The sequence below is a fragment of the Bacillus halotolerans genome (assembly GCF_001517105.1).
Taxonomy (GTDB): domain Bacteria; phylum Bacillota; class Bacilli; order Bacillales; family Bacillaceae; genus Bacillus; species Bacillus halotolerans.
In genome coordinates, this window is sequence record NZ_LPVF01000012.1 from 205,383 (window position 1) to 227,323 (window position 21,941).

The 21,941-nt window shown below is 45.0% G+C and carries 29 protein-coding genes, 2 pseudogenes and 2 riboswitches; of the genes and pseudogenes, 12 read left to right on the forward strand and 19 right to left on the reverse strand.

The features are described from left to right. Positions 1-33 precede the first annotated feature (33 nt). Positions 34-154, reverse strand: a riboswitch (SAM riboswitch). Between the two features lie 166 nt (positions 155-320). Genes AU387_RS16345 through AU387_RS16355 form a run of 3 tightly spaced genes read left to right on the forward strand, consistent with a single transcriptional unit; the run spans position 321 to position 2,014 of the window. Continuing rightward, the gene (locus AU387_RS16345) at positions 321-1,043 is read left to right on the forward strand and encodes an esterase family protein (RefSeq protein WP_024120954.1); all 723 of its coding nucleotides are present in this window, start codon (positions 321-323) and stop codon (positions 1,041-1,043) included. Between the two features lie 28 nt (positions 1,044-1,071). Continuing rightward, entirely contained in the window at positions 1,072-1,587 is a 516-nt protein-coding gene (locus AU387_RS16350) for a YjcG family protein (RefSeq protein WP_059336246.1), read from the forward strand. A gap of 4 nt (positions 1,588-1,591) precedes the next feature. Next, a complete protein-coding gene (locus AU387_RS16355) occupies positions 1,592-2,014 on the forward strand; it encodes a GNAT family N-acetyltransferase (RefSeq protein ID WP_059336248.1) in 423 nt (140 codons plus the stop codon). Positions 2,015-2,085: 71 nt separating this feature from the next. Here the strand turns inward: AU387_RS16355 and AU387_RS16360 are convergent, their stop codons facing one another. Next, complete coding sequence (locus AU387_RS16360) at positions 2,086-2,340, reverse strand: hypothetical protein (RefSeq protein WP_024120952.1); 255 nt, start codon at positions 2,338-2,340, stop codon at positions 2,086-2,088. A gap of 496 nt (positions 2,341-2,836) precedes the next feature. Here AU387_RS16360 and AU387_RS22305 point away from each other — a divergent pair. The 3 genes and pseudogenes from AU387_RS22305 to AU387_RS22315 all read left to right on the forward strand — a co-directional run. Beyond that, a pseudogene (locus AU387_RS22305) lies at positions 2,837-4,060 on the forward strand (ATP-dependent helicase); the annotation flags it as partial. Positions 4,061-4,275: 215 nt separating this feature from the next. After that, positions 4,276-4,587 (forward strand): annotated as a pseudogene (locus AU387_RS22310) (3'-5' exonuclease); the annotation flags it as partial. 12 nt (positions 4,588-4,599) lie between these two features. Further along, entirely contained in the window at positions 4,600-4,734 is a 135-nt protein-coding gene (locus tag AU387_RS22315; RefSeq protein WP_332455481.1) for a hypothetical protein, read from the forward strand. Positions 4,735-4,799: 65 nt separating this feature from the next. Here the strand turns inward: AU387_RS22315 and spoVIF are convergent, their stop codons facing one another. From spoVIF to AU387_RS16380, 4 genes are all read right to left on the reverse strand, one after another. After that, entirely contained in the window at positions 4,800-5,054 is a 255-nt protein-coding gene (spoVIF, locus tag AU387_RS16370; protein WP_010333784.1) for a sporulation-specific transcription regulator SpoVIF, read from the reverse strand. A 164-nt stretch (positions 5,055-5,218) separates the two neighbouring features. Next, on the reverse strand, positions 5,219-5,359 hold the full coding sequence (locus AU387_RS21340; protein ID WP_010333783.1) for a YjcZ family sporulation protein: 141 nt from the start codon (positions 5,357-5,359) through the stop codon (positions 5,219-5,221). An 81-nt stretch (positions 5,360-5,440) separates the two neighbouring features. Next, positions 5,441-5,647, reverse strand: coding sequence for a hypothetical protein (locus tag AU387_RS16375; RefSeq protein ID WP_059336249.1), 207 nt, complete (start codon positions 5,645-5,647; stop codon positions 5,441-5,443). A gap of 284 nt (positions 5,648-5,931) precedes the next feature. After that, entirely contained in the window at positions 5,932-6,288 is a 357-nt protein-coding gene (locus AU387_RS16380) for a DUF1360 domain-containing protein (RefSeq protein ID WP_010333781.1), read from the reverse strand. Between the two features lie 155 nt (positions 6,289-6,443). Between AU387_RS16380 and cotV the strand changes: the two genes are divergently transcribed. The 5 genes from cotV to cotZ all read left to right on the forward strand — a co-directional run bounded on the left by cotV (position 6,444) and on the right by cotZ (position 9,015). Continuing rightward, positions 6,444-6,830, forward strand: a complete 387-nt coding sequence (gene cotV, locus AU387_RS16385; RefSeq protein WP_059293022.1) for a spore coat protein CotV — start codon at positions 6,444-6,446, stop codon at positions 6,828-6,830. A 40-nt stretch (positions 6,831-6,870) separates the two neighbouring features. After that, positions 6,871-7,200: a spore coat protein CotW gene (cotW, locus tag AU387_RS16390; RefSeq protein WP_059293023.1), complete on the forward strand. Its 330-nt coding sequence runs from the start codon at positions 6,871-6,873 to the stop codon at positions 7,198-7,200. An 88-nt stretch (positions 7,201-7,288) separates the two neighbouring features. Beyond that, a complete protein-coding gene (cotX, locus tag AU387_RS16395; RefSeq protein ID WP_059293024.1) occupies positions 7,289-7,798 on the forward strand; it encodes a spore coat protein CotX in 510 nt (169 codons plus the stop codon). A 149-nt stretch (positions 7,799-7,947) separates the two neighbouring features. After that, complete coding sequence (gene cotY, locus AU387_RS16400; RefSeq protein ID WP_003239243.1) at positions 7,948-8,436, forward strand: spore coat protein CotY; 489 nt, start codon at positions 7,948-7,950, stop codon at positions 8,434-8,436. 129 nt (positions 8,437-8,565) lie between these two features. Continuing rightward, complete coding sequence (gene cotZ / locus AU387_RS16405; protein WP_024120943.1) at positions 8,566-9,015, forward strand: spore coat protein CotZ; 450 nt, start codon at positions 8,566-8,568, stop codon at positions 9,013-9,015. A gap of 86 nt (positions 9,016-9,101) precedes the next feature. Here the strand turns inward: cotZ and cotO are convergent, their stop codons facing one another. From cotO to AU387_RS16455, 10 genes are all read right to left on the reverse strand, one after another. Further along, the gene (gene cotO / locus AU387_RS16410; protein WP_082687939.1) at positions 9,102-9,827 is read right to left on the reverse strand and encodes a spore coat protein CotO; all 726 of its coding nucleotides are present in this window, start codon (positions 9,825-9,827) and stop codon (positions 9,102-9,104) included. Between the two features lie 100 nt (positions 9,828-9,927). After that, positions 9,928-10,704, reverse strand: a complete 777-nt coding sequence (gene fabI, locus AU387_RS16415) for an enoyl-ACP reductase FabI (protein WP_059336253.1) — start codon at positions 10,702-10,704, stop codon at positions 9,928-9,930. A gap of 136 nt (positions 10,705-10,840) precedes the next feature. After that, on the reverse strand, positions 10,841-11,656 hold the full coding sequence (gene thiD / locus AU387_RS16420; protein WP_059336254.1) for a bifunctional hydroxymethylpyrimidine kinase/phosphomethylpyrimidine kinase: 816 nt from the start codon (positions 11,654-11,656) through the stop codon (positions 10,841-10,843). An 18-nt stretch (positions 11,657-11,674) separates the two neighbouring features. Next, on the reverse strand, positions 11,675-12,685 hold the full coding sequence (thiF, locus tag AU387_RS16425) for a thiazole biosynthesis adenylyltransferase ThiF (RefSeq protein WP_059336256.1): 1,011 nt from the start codon (positions 12,683-12,685) through the stop codon (positions 11,675-11,677). Beyond that, on the reverse strand, positions 12,682-13,452 hold the full coding sequence (thiG, locus tag AU387_RS16430; RefSeq protein WP_082687940.1) for a thiazole synthase: 771 nt from the start codon (positions 13,450-13,452) through the stop codon (positions 12,682-12,684). Before thiG ends, thiF begins: the two co-directional genes overlap by 4 nt. Then, the gene (gene thiS / locus AU387_RS16435) at positions 13,449-13,649 is read right to left on the reverse strand and encodes a sulfur carrier protein ThiS (RefSeq protein ID WP_081638285.1); all 201 of its coding nucleotides are present in this window, start codon (positions 13,647-13,649) and stop codon (positions 13,449-13,451) included. Before thiS ends, thiG begins: the two co-directional genes overlap by 4 nt. Continuing rightward, positions 13,649-14,758 (reverse strand): glycine oxidase ThiO, encoded by a 1,110-nt coding sequence (gene thiO / locus AU387_RS16440; protein WP_059336259.1) that lies wholly within the window; start codon positions 14,756-14,758, stop codon positions 13,649-13,651. The genes thiS and thiO overlap by 1 nt, the downstream gene beginning before the upstream one ends. Beyond that, positions 14,742-15,359, reverse strand: coding sequence for a thiazole tautomerase TenI (tenI, locus tag AU387_RS16445; RefSeq protein ID WP_044156370.1), 618 nt, complete (start codon positions 15,357-15,359; stop codon positions 14,742-14,744). Before tenI ends, thiO begins: the two co-directional genes overlap by 17 nt. Next, complete coding sequence (gene tenA / locus AU387_RS16450) at positions 15,337-16,044, reverse strand: thiaminase II (RefSeq protein ID WP_044156371.1); 708 nt, start codon at positions 16,042-16,044, stop codon at positions 15,337-15,339. The genes tenI and tenA overlap by 23 nt, the downstream gene beginning before the upstream one ends. An 81-nt stretch (positions 16,045-16,125) precedes the next feature. Further along, positions 16,126-16,234: riboswitch (TPP riboswitch) on the reverse strand. Positions 16,235-16,296: 62 nt separating this feature from the next. Next, a complete protein-coding gene (locus AU387_RS16455; protein WP_044156372.1) occupies positions 16,297-18,141 on the reverse strand; it encodes a monovalent cation:proton antiporter family protein in 1,845 nt (614 codons plus the stop codon). Between the two features lie 183 nt (positions 18,142-18,324). On the opposite strand from AU387_RS16455, the gene prpE reads away from it, so the two are divergent. Beyond that, positions 18,325-19,062 (forward strand): bis(5'-nucleosyl)-tetraphosphatase PrpE, encoded by a 738-nt coding sequence (gene prpE, locus AU387_RS16460; protein ID WP_059336261.1) that lies wholly within the window; start codon positions 18,325-18,327, stop codon positions 19,060-19,062. Positions 19,063-19,079: 17 nt separating this feature from the next. On the opposite strand, the gene AU387_RS16465 is transcribed toward prpE, so the two are convergent. From AU387_RS16465 to AU387_RS16480, 4 genes are read right to left on the reverse strand one after another with little or no spacing between them, the layout of a single operon-like run. Beyond that, complete coding sequence (locus AU387_RS16465; RefSeq protein ID WP_059336263.1) at positions 19,080-19,979, reverse strand: RluA family pseudouridine synthase; 900 nt, start codon at positions 19,977-19,979, stop codon at positions 19,080-19,082. Positions 19,980-19,993: 14 nt separating this feature from the next. Next, entirely contained in the window at positions 19,994-20,794 is an 801-nt protein-coding gene (locus AU387_RS16470; protein WP_010333761.1) for an NAD kinase, read from the reverse strand. Positions 20,795-20,813: 19 nt separating this feature from the next. After that, on the reverse strand, positions 20,814-21,449 hold the full coding sequence (gene yjbM, locus AU387_RS16475) for a GTP diphosphokinase (protein ID WP_059336265.1): 636 nt from the start codon (positions 21,447-21,449) through the stop codon (positions 20,814-20,816). Between the two features lie 28 nt (positions 21,450-21,477). Beyond that, on the reverse strand, positions 21,478-21,846 hold the full coding sequence (locus AU387_RS16480; protein WP_024120929.1) for a UPF0738 family protein: 369 nt from the start codon (positions 21,844-21,846) through the stop codon (positions 21,478-21,480). Positions 21,847-21,941 lie beyond the last annotated feature (95 nt).

Consider the following 21,941-nt stretch of genomic DNA (forward strand, 5'->3'; position numbering starts at 1 on the left):
CCTTCTTCATAAGAAGAAGGGGTTTAACGCTTCTTCTTATCTTCCAAGCATAGTACGCTTGCTGGATTTAGCACCTTGGCGCTTTGCACGTATGCAAAACAAGCCGGTTGCTGAGGTTTCTAAGGGCCAGTCCCTCCACCTCTCACGATAAGAAATATCGATTTCAATTTTCTGATTGTTTTATATTAGCGCAATTTGCAGTTTATTTCAACACTTTTTTCTTCGGGCACCGAACTGTTTAAAGAGAGAAATTTCTAATAATTCATGGTACAATAATTTCAAACGCAAGAAAGTCTAGTGATGTCCTGGAGGAATGTATTATGGCACCGAAAAACGGCACAGTTCAAGAAAAGAAGCTCTTTTCAAAAGAGCTTAACGAGGAAATGACAGTACTCGTTTATCTGCCGTCAAACTACTCCCCTCTTTATAAATATCATCTTATTATCGCGCAGGACGGCCACGATTATTTCAGGCTGGGGAGAATCGGCAGACAAGTGGAGGAATTGCTGTCCAAAAGAGAAATAGACCGATGCATTATTATCGGTGTTCCTTACAAGGATGTAAAAGAACGCAGAAAAACCTATCATCCGGAAGGTTCTAAGTTTTCGGCATATAAACGATTTATTGCCCACGAGCTAGTTCCTTTTGCGGACCATGAATTTCCGACGTACCAAGTCGGCTACGGGCGGACACTGATCGGTGATTCTCTCGGAGCGACAGTTTCTCTTATGACAGCGCTTGATTATCCGAATATGTTTGGTAACATCATCATGCAGTCTCCCTATGTAGATCAACATGTATTAGAAGCCGTGAAACAGTCAGACGACATCAAACACCTCTCTCTTTATCACCAAATCGGAACAAAAGAAACAGACGTCCATACGACAGACGGCAATATTTTGGACTTCACAGAACCGAATCAGGAGCTGAAAAAGCTCTTGGAGGAGAAGCTTTCCGATTATTATTTTGAGCCATTTGACGGAGACCACAAGTGGACATACTGGCAGCCGCTCATTACGCCGGCTCTGAAAAAAATGCTCTAACATACTTTATTTTCAGGAGGGACATACTATGAAATACGGAATTGTTTTGTTTCCATCAAAAAAACTGCAAGATCTCGCGAACTCTTACAGAAAGCGCTATGATCCGAGCTATTCCCTGATCCCGCCTCATTTGACGCTGAGATCATCATTTGAATTTACGGAAGAGGAAGCCGGTGAATTGGTAACACAATTGAGAGAAATCGCTAAAGAATCTCATCCGATTGTTCTCAAAATGACCAAATACAGTTCTTTTGCGCCTGTCAATAATGTCATTTACATTAAAGCAGAACCGACGGAAGAATTAAAAACACTGAATGAAAAACTTTACACCGGTGTATTAGCCGGTAATCAGGAATACAATTTTGTTCCGCATGTGACGGTCGGCCAAAACCTTTCCGACGATGAGCATTCGGATGTATTAGGACAGTTAAAAATGCAGGAAGTATCTCATGAAGAAATTGTTGACCGTTTTCATCTGCTGTATCAATTGGAAAACGGTTCGTGGACGGTATATGAAACGTTCCTGTTAGGCGGAGGAGAATAAACGATTGGAAGCAGTTATCGCAAAAAATGAAAAACAAATGAAAGATGCATTTTATGTAAGAAAAGAAGTCTTTGTCAAAGAACAGAACGTACCTGTTGAAGAAGAAATTGATGAGCTCGAAAACGAATCAGAGCATATTGTGGTATATGACGGAGATCAGCCGGTCGGCGCCGGAAGATGGCGGCTAAAGAACGGATACGGCAAATTAGAGCGAATTTGTGTCTTAAAAAGCCACCGCTCAGCCGGTGTCGGCGGCATCATTATGAAAGCGCTGGAAAAAGCGGCATCAGACGGCGGTGCTTCAGGTTTTATGTTAAATGCGCAAACACAAGCGGTGCCATTTTACAAAAAACATGGATATCGGGTGCTGTCTGAAGAGGAATTTCTCGATGCCGGCATTCCCCATTTGCAAATGATTAAGGATTAAACACCATCCGGGTCTTCTGAGATCCGGATTTTTTCGCATATAAAAAACCGCTCTCTCATGTGAACGGTTTTTTATACATATCGATTAATAGATGTGCCTATCCCTTTTTCTCGCAATCTTTTATAAAGAGAGCGCTTACGTTTTGCCTCGTTTACTTTCCTTTCAGCAGCCGTTAGATTCTCCTGCTGCTTTTCAAGTTCCTTGTATACCCGCTGAAACGGGACATAGCTGATCTTCTCTGTTCCGGCATAATCCTGTTTATGGCCTATTGTGCGATTGGCATATTGAGCGTATTGCTGGTTCTGAATCTGACCTGCATATATCATACGATACCCACCCTTCTGCTGTTCTTTTCCCTTAAACTTACTTTTTGAAACACGTTTCTTTTGATATGATAGTCTTTGTCTGTAATGAACACCTTTTTATTGGGAGGACCCCTTTTTGAAATGCGCCCGACTGAATGATCGAACCATACATTTACATACATATTCGAGAGAACATTATCAATTCCTCTATGAAGAAGGAATAAAAGGGAATTTATTTTGTTCTCATTGCGGAAAGCCTGTTTTGTTAAGGCTCAACATCGCTGAACCGCCTGCATTTATTCATCGGCAGCCTGGTGATTTCCCGGCGTGTGAGGAAGCCTGCGAACCGAAACCGGCGAAAGAAGAGAGAAAAGAAGACTTTCAGGAATCCGGCGTCTTTCGTTTGCCTAAAGGAAAAGCAATATCAGCTGATCCGGCACCCGGTGTCACGGATTGGCAGACTCCAAGACATATTAAACCCGGTACACCTTTTATAAAAAGACCGGAAACACCTGATATGAGCCTTTTTCCGACTGTCGGCTTAAACACCGATCAGCTGAAAGCTGTCACGGAAACGGAAGGCCCTTTATTGGTGCTTGCCGGTGCAGGAAGCGGAAAAACACGTGTGCTGACCGCGCGCGCTGCCCACATGATCGAACACTTAGACATACCGCCGGAACATATGCTGCTTGTCACCTTTACAACAAAAGCCGTCGCGGAAATGAAAGATCGCATGGCGAAGCAGTACGGATTACAGCCGTCAAAAGTCAGAAGACTTGTCACCGGAACATTCCACAGCTTGTTTTATAAAATCCTGTATCACTATGATTCTGCCAAATGGAATGGCGAACATTTGCTGAAAATGGAGTGGCAAAAGGAACAATATATGAAAAAAGCACTCTATGAAGAAGGCGTAGATGAGAAAGAGTTCCCTGTGGATCAGGCTTTGCAGCAAATCGGCTTCTGGAAGAACACTTATTTGCCGAATGAACGTATTCCTTTAAAGGATGAGTGGGAAAAACAAGTCTACCGCCTATACGAATATTATGAGCGCCAGAAAAAAGAACACCGCCAATTTGATTTTGATGATATGGCGTCAGCCTGCTATGAACTGTTTATAGAACGGCCTGACCTTCTGGAGCAATATCAATCTAGGTTTACGTATATTTTAATCGATGAGTTTCAGGACATTAATCCGGTTCAATATAAAATCATGCAAATGCTGGCGAGTCCGGAACAAAACCTGTGCTGTGTCGGTGACGACGATCAGTCAATCTATGCGTTTCGCGGCAGCAGCCCTTCTTTTATTCTGGATTTTCAAAAGGATTATCCCGGTGCCAAAACAATCTATTTAACAGCGAACTACCGTTCAACACATCCGATCGTTTCCAGTGCTGATATTGTCGTGAAAAAGAACAAAAACAGGTATGCCAAGATGCTGGAAGCCGCTCGTGACGACGCGCAGGTCCCTGTGCTGTTTTATCCTTATGACGAAGAAGAAGAAGCGACAATGGTGGTTTCCGATATGAAAGAAAAAATTGAAAATGGCGCAAAACCTGAAGATTTTGCGGTTCTCTACCGCACAAACAGCGCCGGCCGCGCCATTTATGAAAGGCTTCATCAATCATCCATTCCGTATACCGCAGATCGCGGCGTCCAGTCCTTTTACAGCAGAAGGATCGTCCGCCAGATACTCGCATACTTGTACGCAAGCCAAAACGAGGATGATACTGAAGCGATTAAGCACTTGCTGCCTGCCTTATTTCTAAAACAGTCTGCTTTAAACACGCTGAAGGCGCTCTCGATTACCGAGGACTGCTCCATGATCAAAGCGCTGGCCAAATTGCCGGATCTGAAGCCGTTCCAGCTGGATAAAATCAAAAAAATCGTGCCCTTTTTCGCAAGCATCCGCACCATGAAGCCGGTGGAAGCCATTACCTTTGCCGAAGGAAAAATGGGCTTCTCCGAATACTTAAAAAACGGGGCAACGAAGGAAATAAGCTGGAAAAAGGTTCTGATGACCTGCGTGACGTCAAGGTTGTCGCCAAAAAATTCAAAACCATCCCTGACTTTCTCGCCCATGTCGATCACATGCGGGCTGCTGAAAAAAACAAAACGGATGAAAACGGCGTGCAGCTGATGACCATTCACCGGTCAAAGGGTCTCGAATTCAAAACCGTCTATGTATTAGGCACGGTAGACGGCTCCATCCCGCATGATTTCTCACTAGAAACAGCGAGAAAGGGAGACGAAGCTCCGCTTGAGGAAGAAAGACGCCTTCTGTACGTTGCAATGACACGGGCCAAACAGCATTTATATTTGTCTTGTCCCGCAAACAGGCGCGGCAAAACCGCCCACCGTTCAAGGTTTTTGTATCCTCTTTTGCAGCAAACGAAACAGCCTTTGCCCAAATAAACAGCCCGGCAGTGATCCTGCCGGGTTTTTCACTGTAAAAAAGGCCCGCTGCCCAGGCCATCCGCTTATTTATTATCCAACATTTTAGAAATCGTTCCAAAATCAAGCTTTTCTTTTCCGCTTGTAATGGACTGGACAATCTTATCTTCCATTTCTTTCGGCACGCGTCTGTTTGCCAGCTGCGCCACGCGTTTAATGACACTGCGGACTGTGTTTTCATCTTTAAAATTGGCGTTTTGAAGTGATCCTGCAAGATTCATGACATCCTGCATGTTCACGCCTGTTTTCTTTTCAATGTTCTTAAAAAATTGATTATCCATGATACGCCTCCTTTTGGCGGAGTAATACAGTATTGTATGAACGCTTTACGCATAATGTGATGATTTGCAATCAAAAATAAGTTACTGATTTAAAAAGCAGCAAAGGGTACACAATGTAAGGAAGAAGCACGGAAATCATCCGTACTTCCTCCTTCATTCATTTCTTAGTAGTTAAAAAAAGATGCACCTACGATGATGAGAAGAATGAACAGTACGACCACAAGAACGAATGTTGAACCGTAACCGCCTGAATATCCTCCAGCATAACCGCCGCCGTAGCAGCCGCCTCCGTAACCAAATCCCATAACTAAGCACCTCCTTTACTCTCTATACACTATGTGAGACATCATGATCGGCTTGGATATCCGCATAGGGCGTTTGCGGATTTATGATGGATCATGCTGAGCCTGCCGTTTTTTCAGTAAGTCTTCCGTCTTTTCAGCCAATTCTTCAATTTCTTGTTCAAACGACAGGCCGGCTTCATCAAATAAAGCCAGTTCCTTTTCAATATGTTTGATCGTCTTGTCATGTTTGTTTTGCTTTTGATCGTGCAGTCCATACCTGCCCTCTATGAATTTTTCAAACTCGTTCATGAGATCCCCCCTCTCATGACATATGCTGAGCGAATCAGCATTGTTAAAAAAACAAAAAACCGGACATCTCCGGTCTCTTGTCAGTGTCAGGCTATTGAGGTTTTTTCTTTTTACTGCCGCACCCGCAGCCTTTCTTTTTGATCTTTTTTGTTTGATACGATGAATCTGTATATGGAGTTTTTTGGGAAGGTTTGTTAAATTGATTCACTTTGATCCCTTCCTTTCCTTATGTCATATATGCTACTTTATGCGGATACTGACGGAAAGTTGCTGGTGGGAATGCCTCATTCCTGCAGCCATTTTGATACAAGGGTTTCAATAATACCGGCCAGCCCTGCGATCGCCAGCAGTAAAACCAGCCACTGGGCCGCCTCTGGAATAAAGGCCTGGCATAAAATCAAAAAGCCGGCGCACCACACGCCTGTGCACCAATAGCAGCTCAGCAATTCACCGATAAACGCCCTCACACCCGTTCCCTTTATGACAATATACGTTTCAATGTTCCCGTCCGCATCCTTTTCCTCCTTCTCTTCATGAAAAAGGCTGCGAAGCGGCGCCATAATCGTGTCAAACACGAAAAGACGCGCGAGCCGGAAGACCGCAAGCGAAAGAAGGAAAAGAGACAGCCAATTGATAACCACTGGTTCACTCCTTTCATCATCCCCTTCACATATATGCAGAAACCCTAGCTTTCATGAATTTGTATCTTGTCCTGTTGAAAATTGGTTATTTTTCTTATTCCGCTCTGCACTTGTTCTGCATTATATACAGTATGGATAAGAAAGGAGTGAAGGTTATGTCATTTGAAGAAGAAGTTGAATCCCTGCATCCTGAAATATTTGAGCAATTATCAAGCGAATTCGAGCAGCAGATCGAAGTCATTGATTGCGAAAATATCACAATAGATACGTCACATATAACATCTGCCCTTTCTATACAATCCTTGGTCACAACAATGATTATCCTGGCAACACAGCTCGTCATCGCCGACGAGGATTTAGCTGACGCAGTAGCAAGCGAAATACTCATTCTCGATAATTCCCAAATCAAAAAAAGAACCATCATTAAAATTATCAATAGCCGGAATATCAAAATTACTTTATCTGCCGACGAAATAATAACCTTTGTACAAATTTTGCTTCAGGTGCTAAACAGCATTCTCAATGAACTTGACGTCCTTTAACCCTTTCTTTTCACAAACTTAAAAGTCGAGGTGAAAACAAATGTCAGATAACGATAAAATTAAAGAAGAGCTTGCAAAGCTTCCGGAAGTTGATCCGATGACGAAAATGCTGGTCCACAATATCTTTCTTAAACACGGCGTCACGAAAGACAAAATGAAAAAAGTATCAGATGAAGAAAAAGAAATGCTCTTGAATCTGGTAAAAGACTTGCAGGCTAAATCAGAAGCATTAATTGAAAACCAAAAGAAGAAAAAAGAAGAAGGAACGGCGCAAGAGCAAAAGAACGAAAAACCGCTAAGCCGCAGAGAGCAATTAATTGAACAGCTCAGACAAAGACGGCAAAACAATAACAATTCAAACCAATCATAAAAAATAGGGTTCTTCATCAGGATATATGCCTCAGTCAAAGTAAGAGGCTCGCTCATTTAATAACAGTAAAAGAAAAGGAGGAATAGATATGGAAAGCAGACCATACTCTTGGGTTGCACTTGATCCTGACTGTGACCATCCGTTAGACGAAAAAGATAAAAAAGAAGAAAGAAAATGCAATTGCGATATTTGCTGTAACGGCAATGGGTTTTTTGGCAACGACAATGCTTTCATCGACCAAGATCTAGCTCAGGCAAATCTTAACAAACAAGTCTCCGATGAGACAATTATTATCAGAGATTCTTGTGACATCAACGTTACATCTACAGACGTTCAAGCCGTAACATCAGTTGTAACAGCGCTTAATGCAGCTGTAGTTACAGCTACTCTCACATCCATTGCTGACGGAGTAATCGCCGAATTAGTCGCACAAGATTTATTGCAGCTTACAGCCAACAAGCAAGTAAACCGCCAAAAACTTCTCATCGAATGCTCCCGCGGCGTAAACGTCTCAACAGTAGATGCCGATATCGCAACACTTATCTCTACAGCAACAAACACTCTCGTAGCCATCCTAGTTATCACACTCGTCCTCTAGGACCTAAAAGCAGAGCTAAAACGCTCTGCTTTTTCTTATTTTCCCAGCATATGATGAATATATAGACGTTCACCCACACCAAGTGAGGCACGAGTACATATGTTGTTAAGGACTAAAGTCAAATACCCTATAAGAAGGAGCTGAAATCAATGAGCTGCGGAAAAACCCATGGCCGGCATGAGAACTGTGTATGCGATGCAGTGGAAAAGATTTTAGCAGAGCAGGAGGCAGTTGAAGAACAGTGTCCGACTGGCTGCTATACCAACCTTTTAAACCCGACGATTGCTGGAAAAGACACAATTCCGTTTCTCGTTTTTGATAAAAAAGGCGGATTGTTCTCCACATTCGGAAACGTGGGGGGATTTGTGGATGATATGCAATGCTTTGAGTCCATTTTCTTCCGCGTTGAAAAATTATGCGATTGCTGTGCAACACTCTCTATTTTACGCCCGGTCGATGTCAAAGGCGATACCTTAAGTGTTTGCCACCCTTGTGACCCAGATTTCTTCGGGCTCGAAAAAACAGATTTTTGCATCGAAGTGGATCTCGGATGCTTCTGTGCGATTCAATGCCTGTCACCAGAATTAGTTGACAGAACTTCGCCTCATAAGGATAAAAAGCATCATCACAATGGATAAACACTTGTAAAGAGGAATCCCCTTCCAAGCTCTATTACAAGTGCAAATCATTCAGCTGCTTCGAAAGTGAGGCAGCTGACTCTCCATCATTTCGCCAGTCTCAAAATTACAAGGCAGGAGGGATAATATATGAGCCAGAAAACATCAAGCTGCGTGCGTGAAGCGGTAGAACAAATTGAAGATCTGCAAAATGCGGTTGAAGAGGATTGCCCGGCCGGCTGCCACTCCAAGCTTTTGTCTGTAAGCCATTCATTAGGCGATACAGTGCCTTTTGCAATATTTACATCAAAATCAAAGCCTTTAGTCGCCTTCGGTAATGTCGGCGAGCTGGATAACGGACCTTGCTTTAATACAGTATTTTTTAGAGTGGAAAAAGTTCATGGCAGCTGCGCAACGCTATCCTTATTAATCGCTTTTGACGAACATAAACACATTTTGGACTTCACCGATAAAGACACGATTTGTGAAGTGTTCCGACTTGAAAAAACGCACTACTGCATTGAAGTGGATTTAGACTGCTTCTGCGCGATCAATTGCTTAAATCCCCGTTTAATCAATCGTACACATCATCATTCATGATAAGGCGGAAAAGCTTGCAGATTTGCAGGCTTTTCTCTATGTAAAAAAGCTGCCGGAACGATCTGCCGGGCAGCTTTTTGCTTTCATTAAAAACCTAACGGGTGCAAAGATGTGATATCATCGATCGCCAGCTCAGTCGGAGCGCCGTTTCCGGTCGTCCGAAGCAGAACAGAATCATTTCTTCTTCCGACAATCACGCCTCTGTACGTTTTCCCATTGGCTTCAATCAGACAAAGCGCTCTCGGCATGTTATGCGGCAGTTTTGTTAAAAAGTCGATTTTTTCATGGATGGACATCTTGCTCATCGGTTTTTTCACTTTTCTGGCCGGCGGTGTCTTTTCTTCAGCTTTAGCTGCATTATGAACGGCCTCCGGTTCCTTTTCAGGCTTACGGGCTTCAGGTGCAGGCTCTTCCTTTTTTTCCGCTTCCTGAGGATGCTGTTTGGCGGTGTCTTCAATTGCCTGCGGCTCTTCTAACGGTTCCTGCTGCTTTTTCTGGTTCTCCGACTCTCTCGCCTCTTGTTTTTGCTGACTCACTTGTTCCTCTGCCTGTTTTTTCTCTGTTTGCTGAGCATCTTTTGCCTGAATGTCTTCCCGCTCTTTTTCCTCAGTTTCAATGGCACCTTTTACCTGAATGTCTTCCCGCTCTTTTTCATGATAAACCGGCTGTTCCTCTGCTTTTGTCGGAGCCGATTTGGCTTTTCTTTTAATGACGATCTCCTGCATGGACGAGCGTGTTTCCATATAATCCGGCTGAACAATATACATGAGCGGTTTTTTATCCGCGTTTCTTTTCTTATTAGACATCTTCATCCCTCCGATTCTGTCATATTCTATCTATATGACAGAATGCTGAAAATCAGAAGAAATAAAAAAGCAATCCCTATATGGGACTGCTTGATGGTGAATCTGCTTAGCGGGCAGTGATATGGAAACCTGAATCAACATGAAGATTTTCACCTGTGATGCCTCGGGACATATCGCTAAATAAAAATGCTGCTGTATCTCCCACCTCTTCAGGTGTAGTCGTGCGGCGTAGCGGCGCACGCTCTTCGATGTCTTTTAAGATGGAGTTGAAGTCACTGATGCCTTTAGCAGACAATGTTCTGATCGGACCGGCAGAAATGCTGTTAACGCGGATATTTTCTTTTCCTAAGTCAGCAGCTAAGTACTTCACACTTGCGTCAAGAGAAGCTTTCGCTACACCCATCACGTTGTAGTTCGGCATAACGAGCTCTCCGCCAAGATAAGTCAGCGTTACGATGCTTCCGCCTTCAGTCATCATCGGACGCGCCGCTTTTGTGACAGCGGTCAGTGAGTATGAGCTGATGTTGTGAGCTAGAAGGAAGCCCTCACGATTTGTGTTTAAGTATTCGCCGACAAGCTCTTCTTTGTTGGCAAACGCGATACAATGGGCGATACCGTGGATCACACCGACCTGCTCCTTTATGCTTGCGAAACAAGTTTCGATTTCCGCGTCGTTTGTCACGTCGCAAGGAAGGATAATGGAATCGTTTCGCTCTAAAGTTCCAGCGAGTTCATGAACAGATTTCTCCAGGCGTTCACCTGCATATGTGAAAATCAATCGTGCGCCCGCTTCATGTAAAGAGCGCGCAATCCCCCAAGCGATACTGCGTTTGTTGGCTACTCCCATAACAACAATGTTGCGGCCTTCAAGTGAAAAATTCATATGTATAAAGCCTCCTATATTTGTTAAAGACATAGTATTAGTACCTGATCTTAATACCTATCATATCATAACCTTGTCCAGATGAAAAGCGCATACCAAAGTCAAACATGAAAGAGACCACCATAAGCAGGTGGTCTCATCGGTTTATTTTTAAGCTGTTTCGCATAAAAGCGAAATGATTTGTCGGCCCGTGGCCCGATCCGATGCCGAGCGTATTTTCCACAGCTTCGCGGACAAAGTTGGCAGCAATCTCGAATGCCTGATGGATGCTGTCTCCTTTAGCGGTTTGGGCTGTTAAAGCCGCAGCAAAGGTGCAGCCTGTGCCATGCGTATGCTTCGTATCGATATAAGGATGGCTGATTTGCATAAACATGTTTCCATCAAAAAGAAGGTCAGTAATGTGATGGTCCTCAGGCTGGTGCCCGCCTTTGATAATCACATGCTGCGCACCCATCTTCACCAGCTGTTCCGCAGCTTTCTTCCGGTCATCAAGCGAACGGATCGCCATACCCGTCAGCGCTTCTGCTTCCGGCACATTCGGCGTGATCGCATAGCTTCTTGGAATCAGCAGCTCCTTCAGCGTAACGATTGATTCATCGCGCAGCAAGGACGCCCCTCCCTTTGCGATCATAACCGGATCAACGATCACCCGGCTTAATTCGTATTGATCAATTTTCCTTGCCACTTCTTCAATCATTTCTGCATTCCAAAGCATTCCTGTTTTTACCGCGTCCGGTCTCAAATCCTCCGCCACAGCGTCAATTTGCTCTCTCAATGCCTCTGCAGTCAGCGGATACACGCCGTGGACGCCAAGTGTATTTTGAGCAGTTACCGCCGTAATGGCAGACATTCCGAATACACCAAGCTCCTGAAAGGTTTTAATATCTGCCTGTATCCCCGCGCCGCCGCCTGAGTCAGAGCCGGCGATCGTCAAAGCTTTATATATACTCATCAAACTACACTCCTTTTATTACCCGATCCATTTATGATAGATGGATTTTGCCCTGACAATATCATTTGTTCCATGGATCAATGCTCTGCCGTCCCTAAACAGCACCATTTTCATGTCATCCGAGCGGCAGGATATTAAATACGGATTCGCTGCTACTTCTAGCCCCGCCTGCCTCAGCTGTCCCGCCATCACGTCAAGATCTGCTTCTTTTGTGAAAGAGGATCTGATTTGCACCGTGTTTCTGCCGCACAATACTGCTGCTTTCGTTTGGTTTTCGTATGATAAAAACGGAAAATCCTTTGTCCCGCAGCTTGGACACGAGTCATTTTTAAGTCCCGCTGCTCTTACCTCTGACCGCTCATTTTTCCACAGATCAAAGGAGCGCAGCACGGGCTCGCCTTCCTCTCCCGTCAGCAGTTTCAGGGCGTCTGTCACCTGAAGGACAGCAACCTGCAGAACAGCCGGGCTGATAATGCCGGCTGTGTCGCATGTCGCACCGCCAATCGGAAGAGTATCGAGTAAACAATGAAGGCAGGGTGTTACTCCCGGCAATACAGTAAACGCGAGACCGTAGCTCCCCACACAAGCGCCGTAAAGAAACGGAATGCCTTCTTTCACCGCAGCATCGTTAACAATGAGCCGGGTTTCAAAATTATCGGCGGCATCTACAATGATTGATGCGCCGCGAATCAGCTCCGATACGTTTTCTGCTGTGACATCCATGACAAGTCCGGTCACATCCACATCACTGTTAATGGAACGAAGACGCTGCTCAGCAGCTGCTGCTTTCGGCAGTTCCTTTTTGACATCATTTTCTGTGTAAAGCTGCTGGCGCTGCAGATTGCTCCATTCGACGTAATCTCTATCGGCGATTTTCACCGATCCGACTCCCGCTCTCACCAGCATCTCTGCGCTGGCTGTTCCCAGTGCGCCGGCGCCGATGATCACAACGCGCGCCTCTCTCAGTTTCTTCTGGCCTTCGCGGCCGATTGGAGCAAATAGCTCCTGTCTGGAATACCTGTCCGTCATACAGGAAGACCTTCTCCCGGACTGCTTGCCGTCCCATATGACTTGGCTGGAATGCGGCCTGCTTCATAAGATAGACGTCCTGCTTCTACTGCGAGCTTCATGGCGTGTGCCATTTTCACCGGATCGTTCGCGCCTGATACGGCTGTATTCAGCAGTACGCCGTCCGCTCCAAGCTCCATTGCATATGCCGCATCTTTTGGCGATCCGATTCCGGCATCCACGATGACCGGCACTTTCGCCTGTTCAATGATAAATGACAGATTCAGAGGATTTAAAATCCCCTGTCCCGATCCAATCGGAGAAGCCCCCGGCATAATGGCATGAACACCAAGGTCTTCAAGCTTTCTCGCCAGCACCACATCATCCGAGGTGTACGGCAGTACAATGAATCCTTCTTCAAGAAGCTGTTCAGACGCTTTTAACGTTTCCACAGGATCGGGCAGCAAGGAACGGCTGCACCCGATGACTTCGACTTTAATCATGTCACAAAGCCCGGATGCTTTCGCAAGCCGTGCAATTCGAACTGCTTCTTCCGCCGTGCTGGCGCCTGCTGTATTTGGCAGAAGCGTATATTTGGATAAATCAAGCTGCTCCAGAAAATTAGGCTGAGACGCTTCAAAGATATTCATTCTCCGCACAGCAAAAGTTAAAATATCAGACTCTGAAACAGCCACCGCTTCCTTTTGAATGTCAAACGATGGATATTTTCCCGTGCCCAGCAGCAACCTTGATTGAAACTGTTTCCCGCCAATTGTTAACATTCTCATCCGCCTCCTACAAAATGGACAATTTCGATGACATCACGATCAGAAAGCTCTACCTCGTGATATTGTTCTTTGCCGATAATTTCTTTATTTCTTTCAACGATCACGATTTTATTTTCAAGCTGATAAGACGCAAGCAGATCCTGAATCGTACCTGTGTCTCTATCCCACTCAACTTGTTTACCGTTCAGCTGAAGCATCATATCTGAACCGCCTCCTTGCGATCAATTCGAAAGGCGTGCAGCCAGTCTGCCTTGACCTCTTTATTCATCATGAGATCACCGATGAAAGCACCCGTTGCAGGAGCAAGCAGAATCCCGTTTCTGAAATGGCCCGCCGCAAATAAAATGCGGCTGTCCTCAGGGTGTCTGCCAATGTATGGTTTTCCGTCCTTTGTCCCTGGACGCAGTCCCGCCCAAAAACGATCAACCTTCATATTCTGAATCGCCGGCAGCATCGTTTTCGCTTTTTCCATAACCGACTGAAGTCCGCCAAGATCCGGCTTATCGCTCCAATCACCAGGCTTCATCGTCGCGCCGACAACCAGTCTGCCGCTTTTTCTCGGTACGATATAGCAATGATCATGATAAAGTGTTTTTGTCAGCGGAATATCATCATTCCAAACAGACAAGCACTCTCCTTTTACAGGAAAAAATGACTGGTTCAACCCGAGCTGTTTAAAAAACATCCCGCTCCAGACCCCGCTGGCAACCACGACATGGTCTGCATGCACGTCACCGGACGCTGTTTTGACCAAAATGGATTCACCGCCACGTGTCACATCGAGAACAGGAGTATGCTCAAAAATTTCCGTACCAAGCGCTTTAGCCGATTTAGCGTATGCCTTGCATACAAAATAAGGATCAACATGAACATCGTCCTGAATAAAGCTCGCCCCGTAAATCTCACCGGCCGTATACGGCTCTTTTTCCAGCACTTCTTCTTTTGTATGCCAGCTGACAGAATCCAAATCGTCCATACGTCTCAGGCGTGACACGTCTTCTTCTGAGAATGCAAGCTTAAACATACCGCCATCATGCCTTCTGATATCAATGCCGGATAAGGCAAACAGCTCCTCTCCAAGACCCTGATACAAACGCTGACTGTGCATGGCGAAATCAAAAAACGCATCCCGCTCCTCGCACTCAGCATGGGCGCCAAGCATCCCTGCCGCGGCGCTTGTTGTTCTGCCGCCGATTGTTCCGCTTTCAAGCAATGCGGTGTTTTTCTTTTCTTTTGCCAACTGATAAGCTATCGCGGAACCAATGATTCCGCCTCCAATGACAACTGCATCATAATGCCTTTTCATACTGAATCTCCTTTAGCTTGCGGGAATATCGTCTGGCAGCTTCCAAAGGATCATCGGAAGAAAAAATTCCAGACATGACAGCGATACCGTCTGAACCTGCTTGTTTCACTTCTCTTAATCTGGCAGGTGTCATTCCGCCAATTGCAATAACCGGAATCGAGATCCTCTGTTTGATTTCTGAAAGCAAAGACACGCCTCTGCCCTCAAGTCCTTGTTTGCAATCCGTTTCAAACACATGGCCGAACAAAACATAATCAGCGTCTTCCTTTTCTGCCTGAAGCGCTTCCTCCAGTGAATGCACCGATCGCCCAATGTGCAGGTGAGGAAATCTGGCTCTTACTTGTTTCGGCGAAAAGCTGCTGCTCGGCAGCTGAACGCGGTGAATATTTGAAAAAAGCGCAATATCAACCCGGCCATTCATCACCAGCTTTTGCTTATCAACACCGCCTTCAGAAATAAGCTCCAGCAGTTTCAAAATGTCAGCCGCCGATTTAGACCGTTCACGAATATGGATGAAATCAACCTCATCCTGAATAGCTATAATTGATCTCACTAGATCTTCAACCGGCTTGCGGTCATCAGTTATGGCGTGCAGCTCCAAGCCCTTCCACCTCTTTTACGCCGCTGTCTGACCAGCCTTCTTTTCGATAAGCCATTCCCCAGAACTGATATTCATAATAGCTCGAAATAACGAAATTCTCTTTCATCTTGGCGCGCACTTCCTCCGTGCTGTTTTCCGCCAGCTCATCCAGGCGGTTAATTTGTTCTTCCACCTGCTGTCTGAACCAGTCACCGCCGTATGTGCTAATCCACTTCTGGTAAATCGGATGCCCCGGATCACATGTCAGCAATTTCTCACCAACCTCATAATAAAGCCAATAGCACGGGAGAAGAGCTGCCAAGATTTCTGCAAAGTTCCCGCTCAAAACCGAACGGTACATATGGGATGTATAGGAGTAAGCGGTAGGAGATGGCTTAAATGACTTCCGTTCTTCCTCACTGATTTCCAAAAGCTCCGTAAACTCGCGATGAAGCGCCATCTCCGCTTCATATGTACCTTGAGCATGGCTGGCCATACGTCCCGTTGTATAAAGGTCCTTCGCATAAGCGGCTCCGAACGATTGCACCTTTGCAAAATGAGTTAAATAGTAAGAATCCTGAAGCACGTAATATTTAAAGCGGTCGATCGGAAGCGTTCCGTCACCGATCCCCTGAACGAACGGATGGACAAAGCTGCCTTCCCACCATTCCGCGGCTGCACTGCGGCATTCTTCTGAAAACTTCACACGTCATTCCCCCTGTCTGAAAAATAAAAAAACCACTTTCCCGCAAGGAAAAGTGGTTTGGAATTGGCATAGTTATATAACACAAATACCGCTCCACTTCCCTACGCAGGTCTGAACCTGTTCAAGTTATGAGGGTCTAAAAGTCACACTTTTATCTCAGCCCTTATAAAGGACACCCCTAGTGGTTTTACGAATACATATTGAATTGTTCTGCACCTCTATATTAACACGAATCCTTATTTGGTCAAGATATTATCCTTCCAATGTTTTCTTAAGATCCGTTACGTACCCGCGTGATCCGGTGACAATTAAGCGGTCTCCGATTTTCAGTCTTGTATCGCCGTGAGGAACGATGCTGTCCACACCCCGGAAAATCCTGACAAAAATCACGTCGCCTGTTAAAGGGAATTCTCGGAGAATCACGCCATCGTATTTGCTGTTTTCCATATTAATTTGATACAGCGAAGACTCCTGGTTCGTGAGCAGTTTCATGACGCCAGGCGCTTCTATCAGCGCGCGAAGCAGCGTTTTGGTCGACAGCAAGATGGAAAAGATGCTGATGCCCTGCTCTTTCAATTTCGCTTCGTTCTCCGGTGATCCGGTGCTGGCAATGACTCTTTCTGTTCCTTTTTCTTTGGCGTATAATGCGATGTCCGTATTCATGTCTTCATCCCCTGTCGCCACTACAAGGATTTCTGTATCAAATATACCGAGTGATTCAAGGGTTTGATGCTCATAATCAGAAATCGTTTCGACGGAAAATACTGAGTCTGACAGCTTTTCCTCAGCGTTTTCTTGATAAACGTGCACGACACGCACTTCATACTCGCTCTCAGGCAATTCAAGTGTCACAGGCAGTGTCATTTGATTAGCGCCGATAAATGTGATCTTCTTTTTCTCCTCCGGCTGCTCCTGTTTTTTGTACAGCTTTTTAAAACCGACTGGGGTAAAAATACTTGCAATAACCGCCACCAGCGTAAGCGCTCCTGACATATTCGCGCTGATGACATGAAGCTGCTGGCCGATTGTCGCAGCGGCAATCACAAGAGAGAGCGTTGATGTCAGCAGGAAACCAGACGCCAATATTGTGCGGTTATCATACCATTTCTTCAAGTACAGGACAGGAAGAATCTTGCTTACTAACAGCGCCATAAGCAGCAGCGGAATCATCACTAAAATTTTCGGGTCCTGAAAAAGTGTCCAAATATCCAATTTTACACCGACCATCACAAAGAAAATCGGTATTAAGAACCCGTAGCCGAAGGAATCAAGCTGCTGAACCAATTCCTTGTTCGGCGAGAGCAGGGAAACAAGCACGCCCGCTAAGAAAGCGCCGAGAATATTTTCTGCCCCCAGTGATTCAGACAGAGCCACCAGTACGATAATTAAGGTGAAAATAGCACGAGTCCCGATCTGGATCGTCCCTTTTGACATGGACTGAACAAAAGAACGGTGTTTGAAGACCCGGCCGAAGAAGTAGAGCACTACTCCGGCTGCGAACAGGATCATCAAGAGCCACATGTTTCCGCTGTCCTCTCCGTATAGAGAAGAAAATACAGCAAGAAGAATCATAGTGACCAAGTCAGCAATCACAGCAACAAGCAGGATAATCTGCCCGATGTTTGAATCCATGATCCGTTCTTCCTTTAAGGTTGGAACAACAACACCTAACGAAATCGTAGAAATAATAAGCGTCATTAAAAAAGCATTTTGGATAAATCCGGCCAAGACGAACCCATAGGACAGCAGCAATGATAAAATAAAAATACCGATAAAAATAATGGATGCTGTGGCAAATGTATTGGGTGCTTCCTTGCCGTTTTGCAGAAACTGCTTTTTCTTTCCTCTCTCAAAGGATGAAAAATCAATTTCAAGCCCGCTTAAAAACATTAAAAAGATAAATCCGAGCATAGAGAGCGTCTGCAGCCAAGTATCACCCTCCACAACTAAATTAAGACCGCTTTTTCCTATAATCAATCCCATAATAATTTCAGCAACTACAACAGGGATGCTGAGTTTAAACCGATGCAAAAGGATGGGAGTTAGAAATGCAACGATAAGTACGACAACTAATGATGCGACAGATGTATGCGCCATAATCTGAACCTCCTTTTAAAAAAACATAACGCGATTTTAACAAGGGTAATGATGAAAAATAAAGTAATAAGGTCTCATTTTTTTTTAGAAAATGATTCTTCTATAATTTGCACATAAAAGCTGGTGATGACTCACAGCAATTTGCTTCATAATAAATAAAATCATGAGTAAGGAGGATGCTGCATGGCTTACTACGATATTATCAGCGATATTCATGGCTGCTACGATGAAATGACAGCCCTGATAGAAAGACTTGGATACACAATAAAAAATGGATTGCCTGTACATGATGAAGGCAGGATGCTTGTTTTTGCCGGGGATTTGACAGACCGAGGCCCTAAATCAATTGAAGTCATCCGCTTTGTAGCCGGCGCTTATGAACAAGGAGCAGTGCGTTATGTCCCGGGAAATCATTGCAACAAGCTATACCGCTACTTAAAAGGAAATCCCGTTAAAGTGATGCACGGTCTTGAAACAACTGCGGCAGAGCTTAAAGCACTTTCTGAGGAAGAAAGAAGAAAAGTCAGCGAACAATTTATGAAGCTTTATGAAACTGCGCCGCTTTACGACATCTTACATAATGGAGAATTGGTTGTCGCCCATGCTGGCATAAAGGCTGACGATATCGGCAAAAACACAAGGAGAGTAAAGGACTTTGTGCTTTACGGCGATGTGACGGGTGAAACGTATCCGGACGGCAGACCCGTCAGGAGGGATTGGGCCGCCGCCTATAATGGGAAAGCATGGGTTGTATACGGACACACACCTGTTAAAGAGCCCCGCATCATAAATCGCACCATTAACATTGATACGGGCTGTGTGTTTGGGAATGAACTGACGGCCTTGCGTTTTCCCGAACTGGAGACAGTCTCCGTTCCAAGCTCTATGCCCTATGACGAATCTAGATTTCGCCCCATATAAAAAAGGAGAGAATCGTTTTAATGATTCTCTCCTTTAACTAATTCTTGCATATCGTGCGGCAGAGCCGCATGAAACGTCATATTCTCCTGCGTCAGCGGGTGGATAAACGACAGCTGCTCACTGTGCAGCGCCTGCCTGTCAATCTTTTGTCTCGTTCCGCCGTACAACGTATCGCCGCACAGCGGGTGTCCGAGATAGCTCATATGGACGCGAATCTGGTGGGTCCGCCCTGTCTCAAGCTGCAATGCCACCGAGGTTAAGTCATCTGTTATACGTGTGACACGAAAGTGAGTAACAGCCTTCTGACCGCCCGGTGTCACCATCCGTTCAATGATACTGTCAGGATGTCTGCCAATCGGGGCGTCTATCTTTCCCTCTGTCTTTGTCATATGTCCATGCACAACCGCAACATATCTGCGTTTCACAAGGCCGTTTTTTTGCGCCGACGATAAAATGGAGTGGGCAAAGCGATGCTTGGCAATCAGCATGACACCTGACGTATCCCGATCTAGCCGGGTGACAAGGTGAACCGTGGCCCGCACTCCGTTTTTTTGGTAGTGATGGATGATGCCATTTGCGATGCTTCCCGCCGGGTGCTCTCGCGACGGAATAGATGACACATACGGCTGTTTGTTTATCACAAGCACGTGTTCATCCTCATACAGAATATCGAGCGGAACAGGCTCGGCCAAAAGCGTCTCGCTCACCTGTTCCTCAGGAAACTTTACAACAAGAAGGTCTCCCTCTCTCAATACGTATTTAACAGTCACATGCTCACCGTTAATGAGAAGATCTCCTCCGCTAAACTTGATGTCGGTCAGCAGACGTTTCGAAATCCCCAGCTCGCCCGCATATTCCTTTAAGGTCATTCCGTCTTCAGCGGAAGTGATGTTCTTTTCAATAATAAATTGCTCCACGATACGTCCTCTTTCTACTCACCTTTTCCGATAAATGAATCCTGGACTCTTTTCCAAAACGGAAACGGACGGAATCTTGCAAATCTTACATTTTCGGATGCAACCTGGCAGCGGATGGACTTTACATCCTTATGAAGCAGGGTTAAATGGTCAATTGTTACTTGAAAGTCAACTTCGTTTCTCGGTTTAATCATGCAATCATGATGGGAAGGGAGAAGGAGCGGTGATCCGACCGTCCGGAATACGCGGTTATTGATAGATGCCATTTCCGCCAGCTGAATCGCTCTGATGGATGGGTGGATAATTGCTCCGCCCAGCGCTTTATTATAGGCTGTGCTCCCGGAAGGCGTGGACAGGCAAAGACCGTCGCCTCGGAACGTTTCAAAGAGCTGCCCTTTGATTTCCACATCCGCCACAAGGCTTCCTTCAATGCTTTTAATCGTACATTCATTTAACGCCAAATATCTTTCCTCTCGCTCATTTTCATGATAGGTCACGATCACTTCAAGGAGCGGATATTCCACAGTATGATACGGTGTTTTCGCAATTGCGAGCACGAGTTTTTCAATTTCATGAGGAACCCAGTCCGCATAAAACCCAAGATGACCCGTGTGAACGCCGACAAAAGCTGTTTTATCTAACCTGTCGCTGTATCTGTGAAAAGCGTATAAAAGCGTCCCGTCGCCCCCGACTGAAATGACGATTTCCGGTTCATTTTCATCCAGTTCCATGTCAAAATCCAATAAATACGCCTGTATTTTGCTTTTCAGCGTATCAGAAACATTATCTCCTTTTGACGATACGGCAAATTTCATGCTTTTTCTTCCCCTTTACCTATTGATGCTCGCTTCCTTTTTTCTTTCTAGAAAAGGCAGCTTGAGCTTCCTGTATTTCACCCTTGATCTCCGACATCTCTTCATCAAGCCGCGAAGCCGCTTCAGAAGCGCGCTGGAGCCTCAGTTTTACTTTTTCAGGAATGTTTCCGCTGTATTTATAATTTAATGAATGCTCAATGGTCGCCCAAAAATTCATCGCCAGTGTACGGATCTGTATTTCAACAAGAACATGTTTCTCTCCGGATATCGTCTGCAAAGGATACATCACGACAAGGTGATATGACCGATACCCGCTCTCTTTATGTTCTGCAATATAATCTCTCTGATCCACAACGGTGAAATCTTTTCGGGCAAACAGCATTTCCTTTACAAATTGGATGTCATCGACAAATTGGCACATGATCCTAAGGCCTGCGATATCCTGCATGGTTTCAATTTCATGTAACGGTATGCTTTTCCGTCTGGCTTTTTCGAGTATACTCGCCACAGGCTTGACGCGTCCTGTCACAAACTCAATCGGTGAATGGTCATCCTCATATTCATAAAGCGTGCGGATCCCCTTGAGCTTCACTTTTAATTCTTCAACAGCCTGGCGGTACGGCACTAAAAAACGCTCCCGTTGCTTGTCATCCATCATACATCCCCCAATTCAGCACCAGTTTCTATAGAAATACGCGTTTCACTTTTTCTTCCATTTCTTCTCCGTAGTTCGCATTATCTTTAATATTTTCTAAAAGATACTCCAGCTCCTCATAGAGGCCTGACAGCTCAATGCTTTCCTTCCCTGCCTCTAAAACAATCGGTTTTCTTTGATCATGGGCCTGCTTCAGTTCAGGCCATATATGTTCCTTTATCATGACATATTCAAAAGAATCAGCTAATTCAAGTATGTATACAAAAGCAATGTTGTCAGAATCAACAAGCATTTGACCTGACGGCTTGCGTTCTGCTTCGTTCCCTTCTGTCTCACAGGTAAGGCGAAGCTCATCGTCCGATAGTGTTGCATTTAAGATTTCGATTCTGTTTTGCATAATGCTCTCCTTTATAAACAAAGTACAGATTCATTTTATCATATCAAGCTCGATATTGATAAACCAAACATCTAAAGAGATAATAGTAAAAATGA

What these genes read in the sequence shown, in the direction of transcription:
- AU387_RS16345 (WP_024120954.1), top strand. Translation starts at nt 321, where the DNA reads ATGGCACCGAAAAACGGCACAGTTCAAGAAAAGAAGCTCTTTTCAAAA.
- AU387_RS16350 (WP_059336246.1), top strand. Translation starts at nt 1,072, where the DNA reads ATGAAATACGGAATTGTTTTGTTTCCATCAAAAAAACTGCAAGATCTC.
- AU387_RS16360 (WP_024120952.1), bottom strand. Translation starts at nt 2,340, where the DNA reads ATGATATATGCAGGTCAGATTCAGAACCAGCAATACGCTCAATATGCC.
- spoVIF (WP_010333784.1), bottom strand. Translation starts at nt 5,054, where the DNA reads ATGGATAATCAATTTTTTAAGAACATTGAAAAGAAAACAGGCGTGAAC.
- AU387_RS21340 (WP_010333783.1), bottom strand. Translation starts at nt 5,359, where the DNA reads ATGGGATTTGGTTACGGAGGCGGCTGCTACGGCGGCGGTTATGCTGGA.
- AU387_RS16375 (WP_059336249.1), bottom strand. Translation starts at nt 5,647, where the DNA reads ATGAACGAGTTTGAAAAATTCATAGAGGGCAGGTATGGACTGCACGAT.
- cotV (WP_059293022.1), top strand. Translation starts at nt 6,444, where the DNA reads ATGTCATTTGAAGAAGAAGTTGAATCCCTGCATCCTGAAATATTTGAG.
- cotW (WP_059293023.1), top strand. Translation starts at nt 6,871, where the DNA reads ATGTCAGATAACGATAAAATTAAAGAAGAGCTTGCAAAGCTTCCGGAA.
- cotX (WP_059293024.1), top strand. Translation starts at nt 7,289, where the DNA reads ATGGAAAGCAGACCATACTCTTGGGTTGCACTTGATCCTGACTGTGAC.
- cotY (WP_003239243.1), top strand. Translation starts at nt 7,948, where the DNA reads ATGAGCTGCGGAAAAACCCATGGCCGGCATGAGAACTGTGTATGCGAT.
- cotZ (WP_024120943.1), top strand. Translation starts at nt 8,566, where the DNA reads ATGAGCCAGAAAACATCAAGCTGCGTGCGTGAAGCGGTAGAACAAATT.
- cotO (WP_082687939.1), bottom strand. Translation starts at nt 9,827, where the DNA reads ATGAAGATGTCTAATAAGAAAAGAAACGCGGATAAAAAACCGCTCATG.
- fabI (WP_059336253.1), bottom strand. Translation starts at nt 10,704, where the DNA reads ATGAATTTTTCACTTGAAGGCCGCAACATTGTTGTTATGGGAGTAGCC.
- thiD (WP_059336254.1), bottom strand. Translation starts at nt 11,656, where the DNA reads ATGAGTATATATAAAGCTTTGACGATCGCCGGCTCTGACTCAGGCGGC.
- thiF (WP_059336256.1), bottom strand. Translation starts at nt 12,685, where the DNA reads ATGACGGACAGGTATTCCAGACAGGAGCTATTTGCTCCAATCGGCCGC.
- thiG (WP_082687940.1), bottom strand. Translation starts at nt 13,452, where the DNA reads ATGAGAATGTTAACAATTGGCGGGAAACAGTTTCAATCAAGGTTGCTG.
- thiS (WP_081638285.1), bottom strand. Translation starts at nt 13,649, where the DNA reads ATGCTTCAGCTGAACGGTAAACAAGTTGAGTGGGATAGAGACACAGGT.
- thiO (WP_059336259.1), bottom strand. Translation starts at nt 14,758, where the DNA reads ATGAAAAGGCATTATGATGCAGTTGTCATTGGAGGCGGAATCATTGGT.
- AU387_RS16455 (WP_044156372.1), bottom strand. Translation starts at nt 18,141, where the DNA reads ATGGCGCATACATCTGTCGCATCATTAGTTGTCGTACTTATCGTTGCA.
- prpE (WP_059336261.1), top strand. Translation starts at nt 18,325, where the DNA reads ATGGCTTACTACGATATTATCAGCGATATTCATGGCTGCTACGATGAA.
- AU387_RS16470 (WP_010333761.1), bottom strand. Translation starts at nt 20,794, where the DNA reads ATGAAATTTGCCGTATCGTCAAAAGGAGATAATGTTTCTGATACGCTG.
- yjbM (WP_059336265.1), bottom strand. Translation starts at nt 21,449, where the DNA reads ATGGATGACAAGCAACGGGAGCGTTTTTTAGTGCCGTACCGCCAGGCT.
- AU387_RS16480 (WP_024120929.1), bottom strand. Translation starts at nt 21,846, where the DNA reads ATGCAAAACAGAATCGAAATCTTAAATGCAACACTATCGGACGATGAG.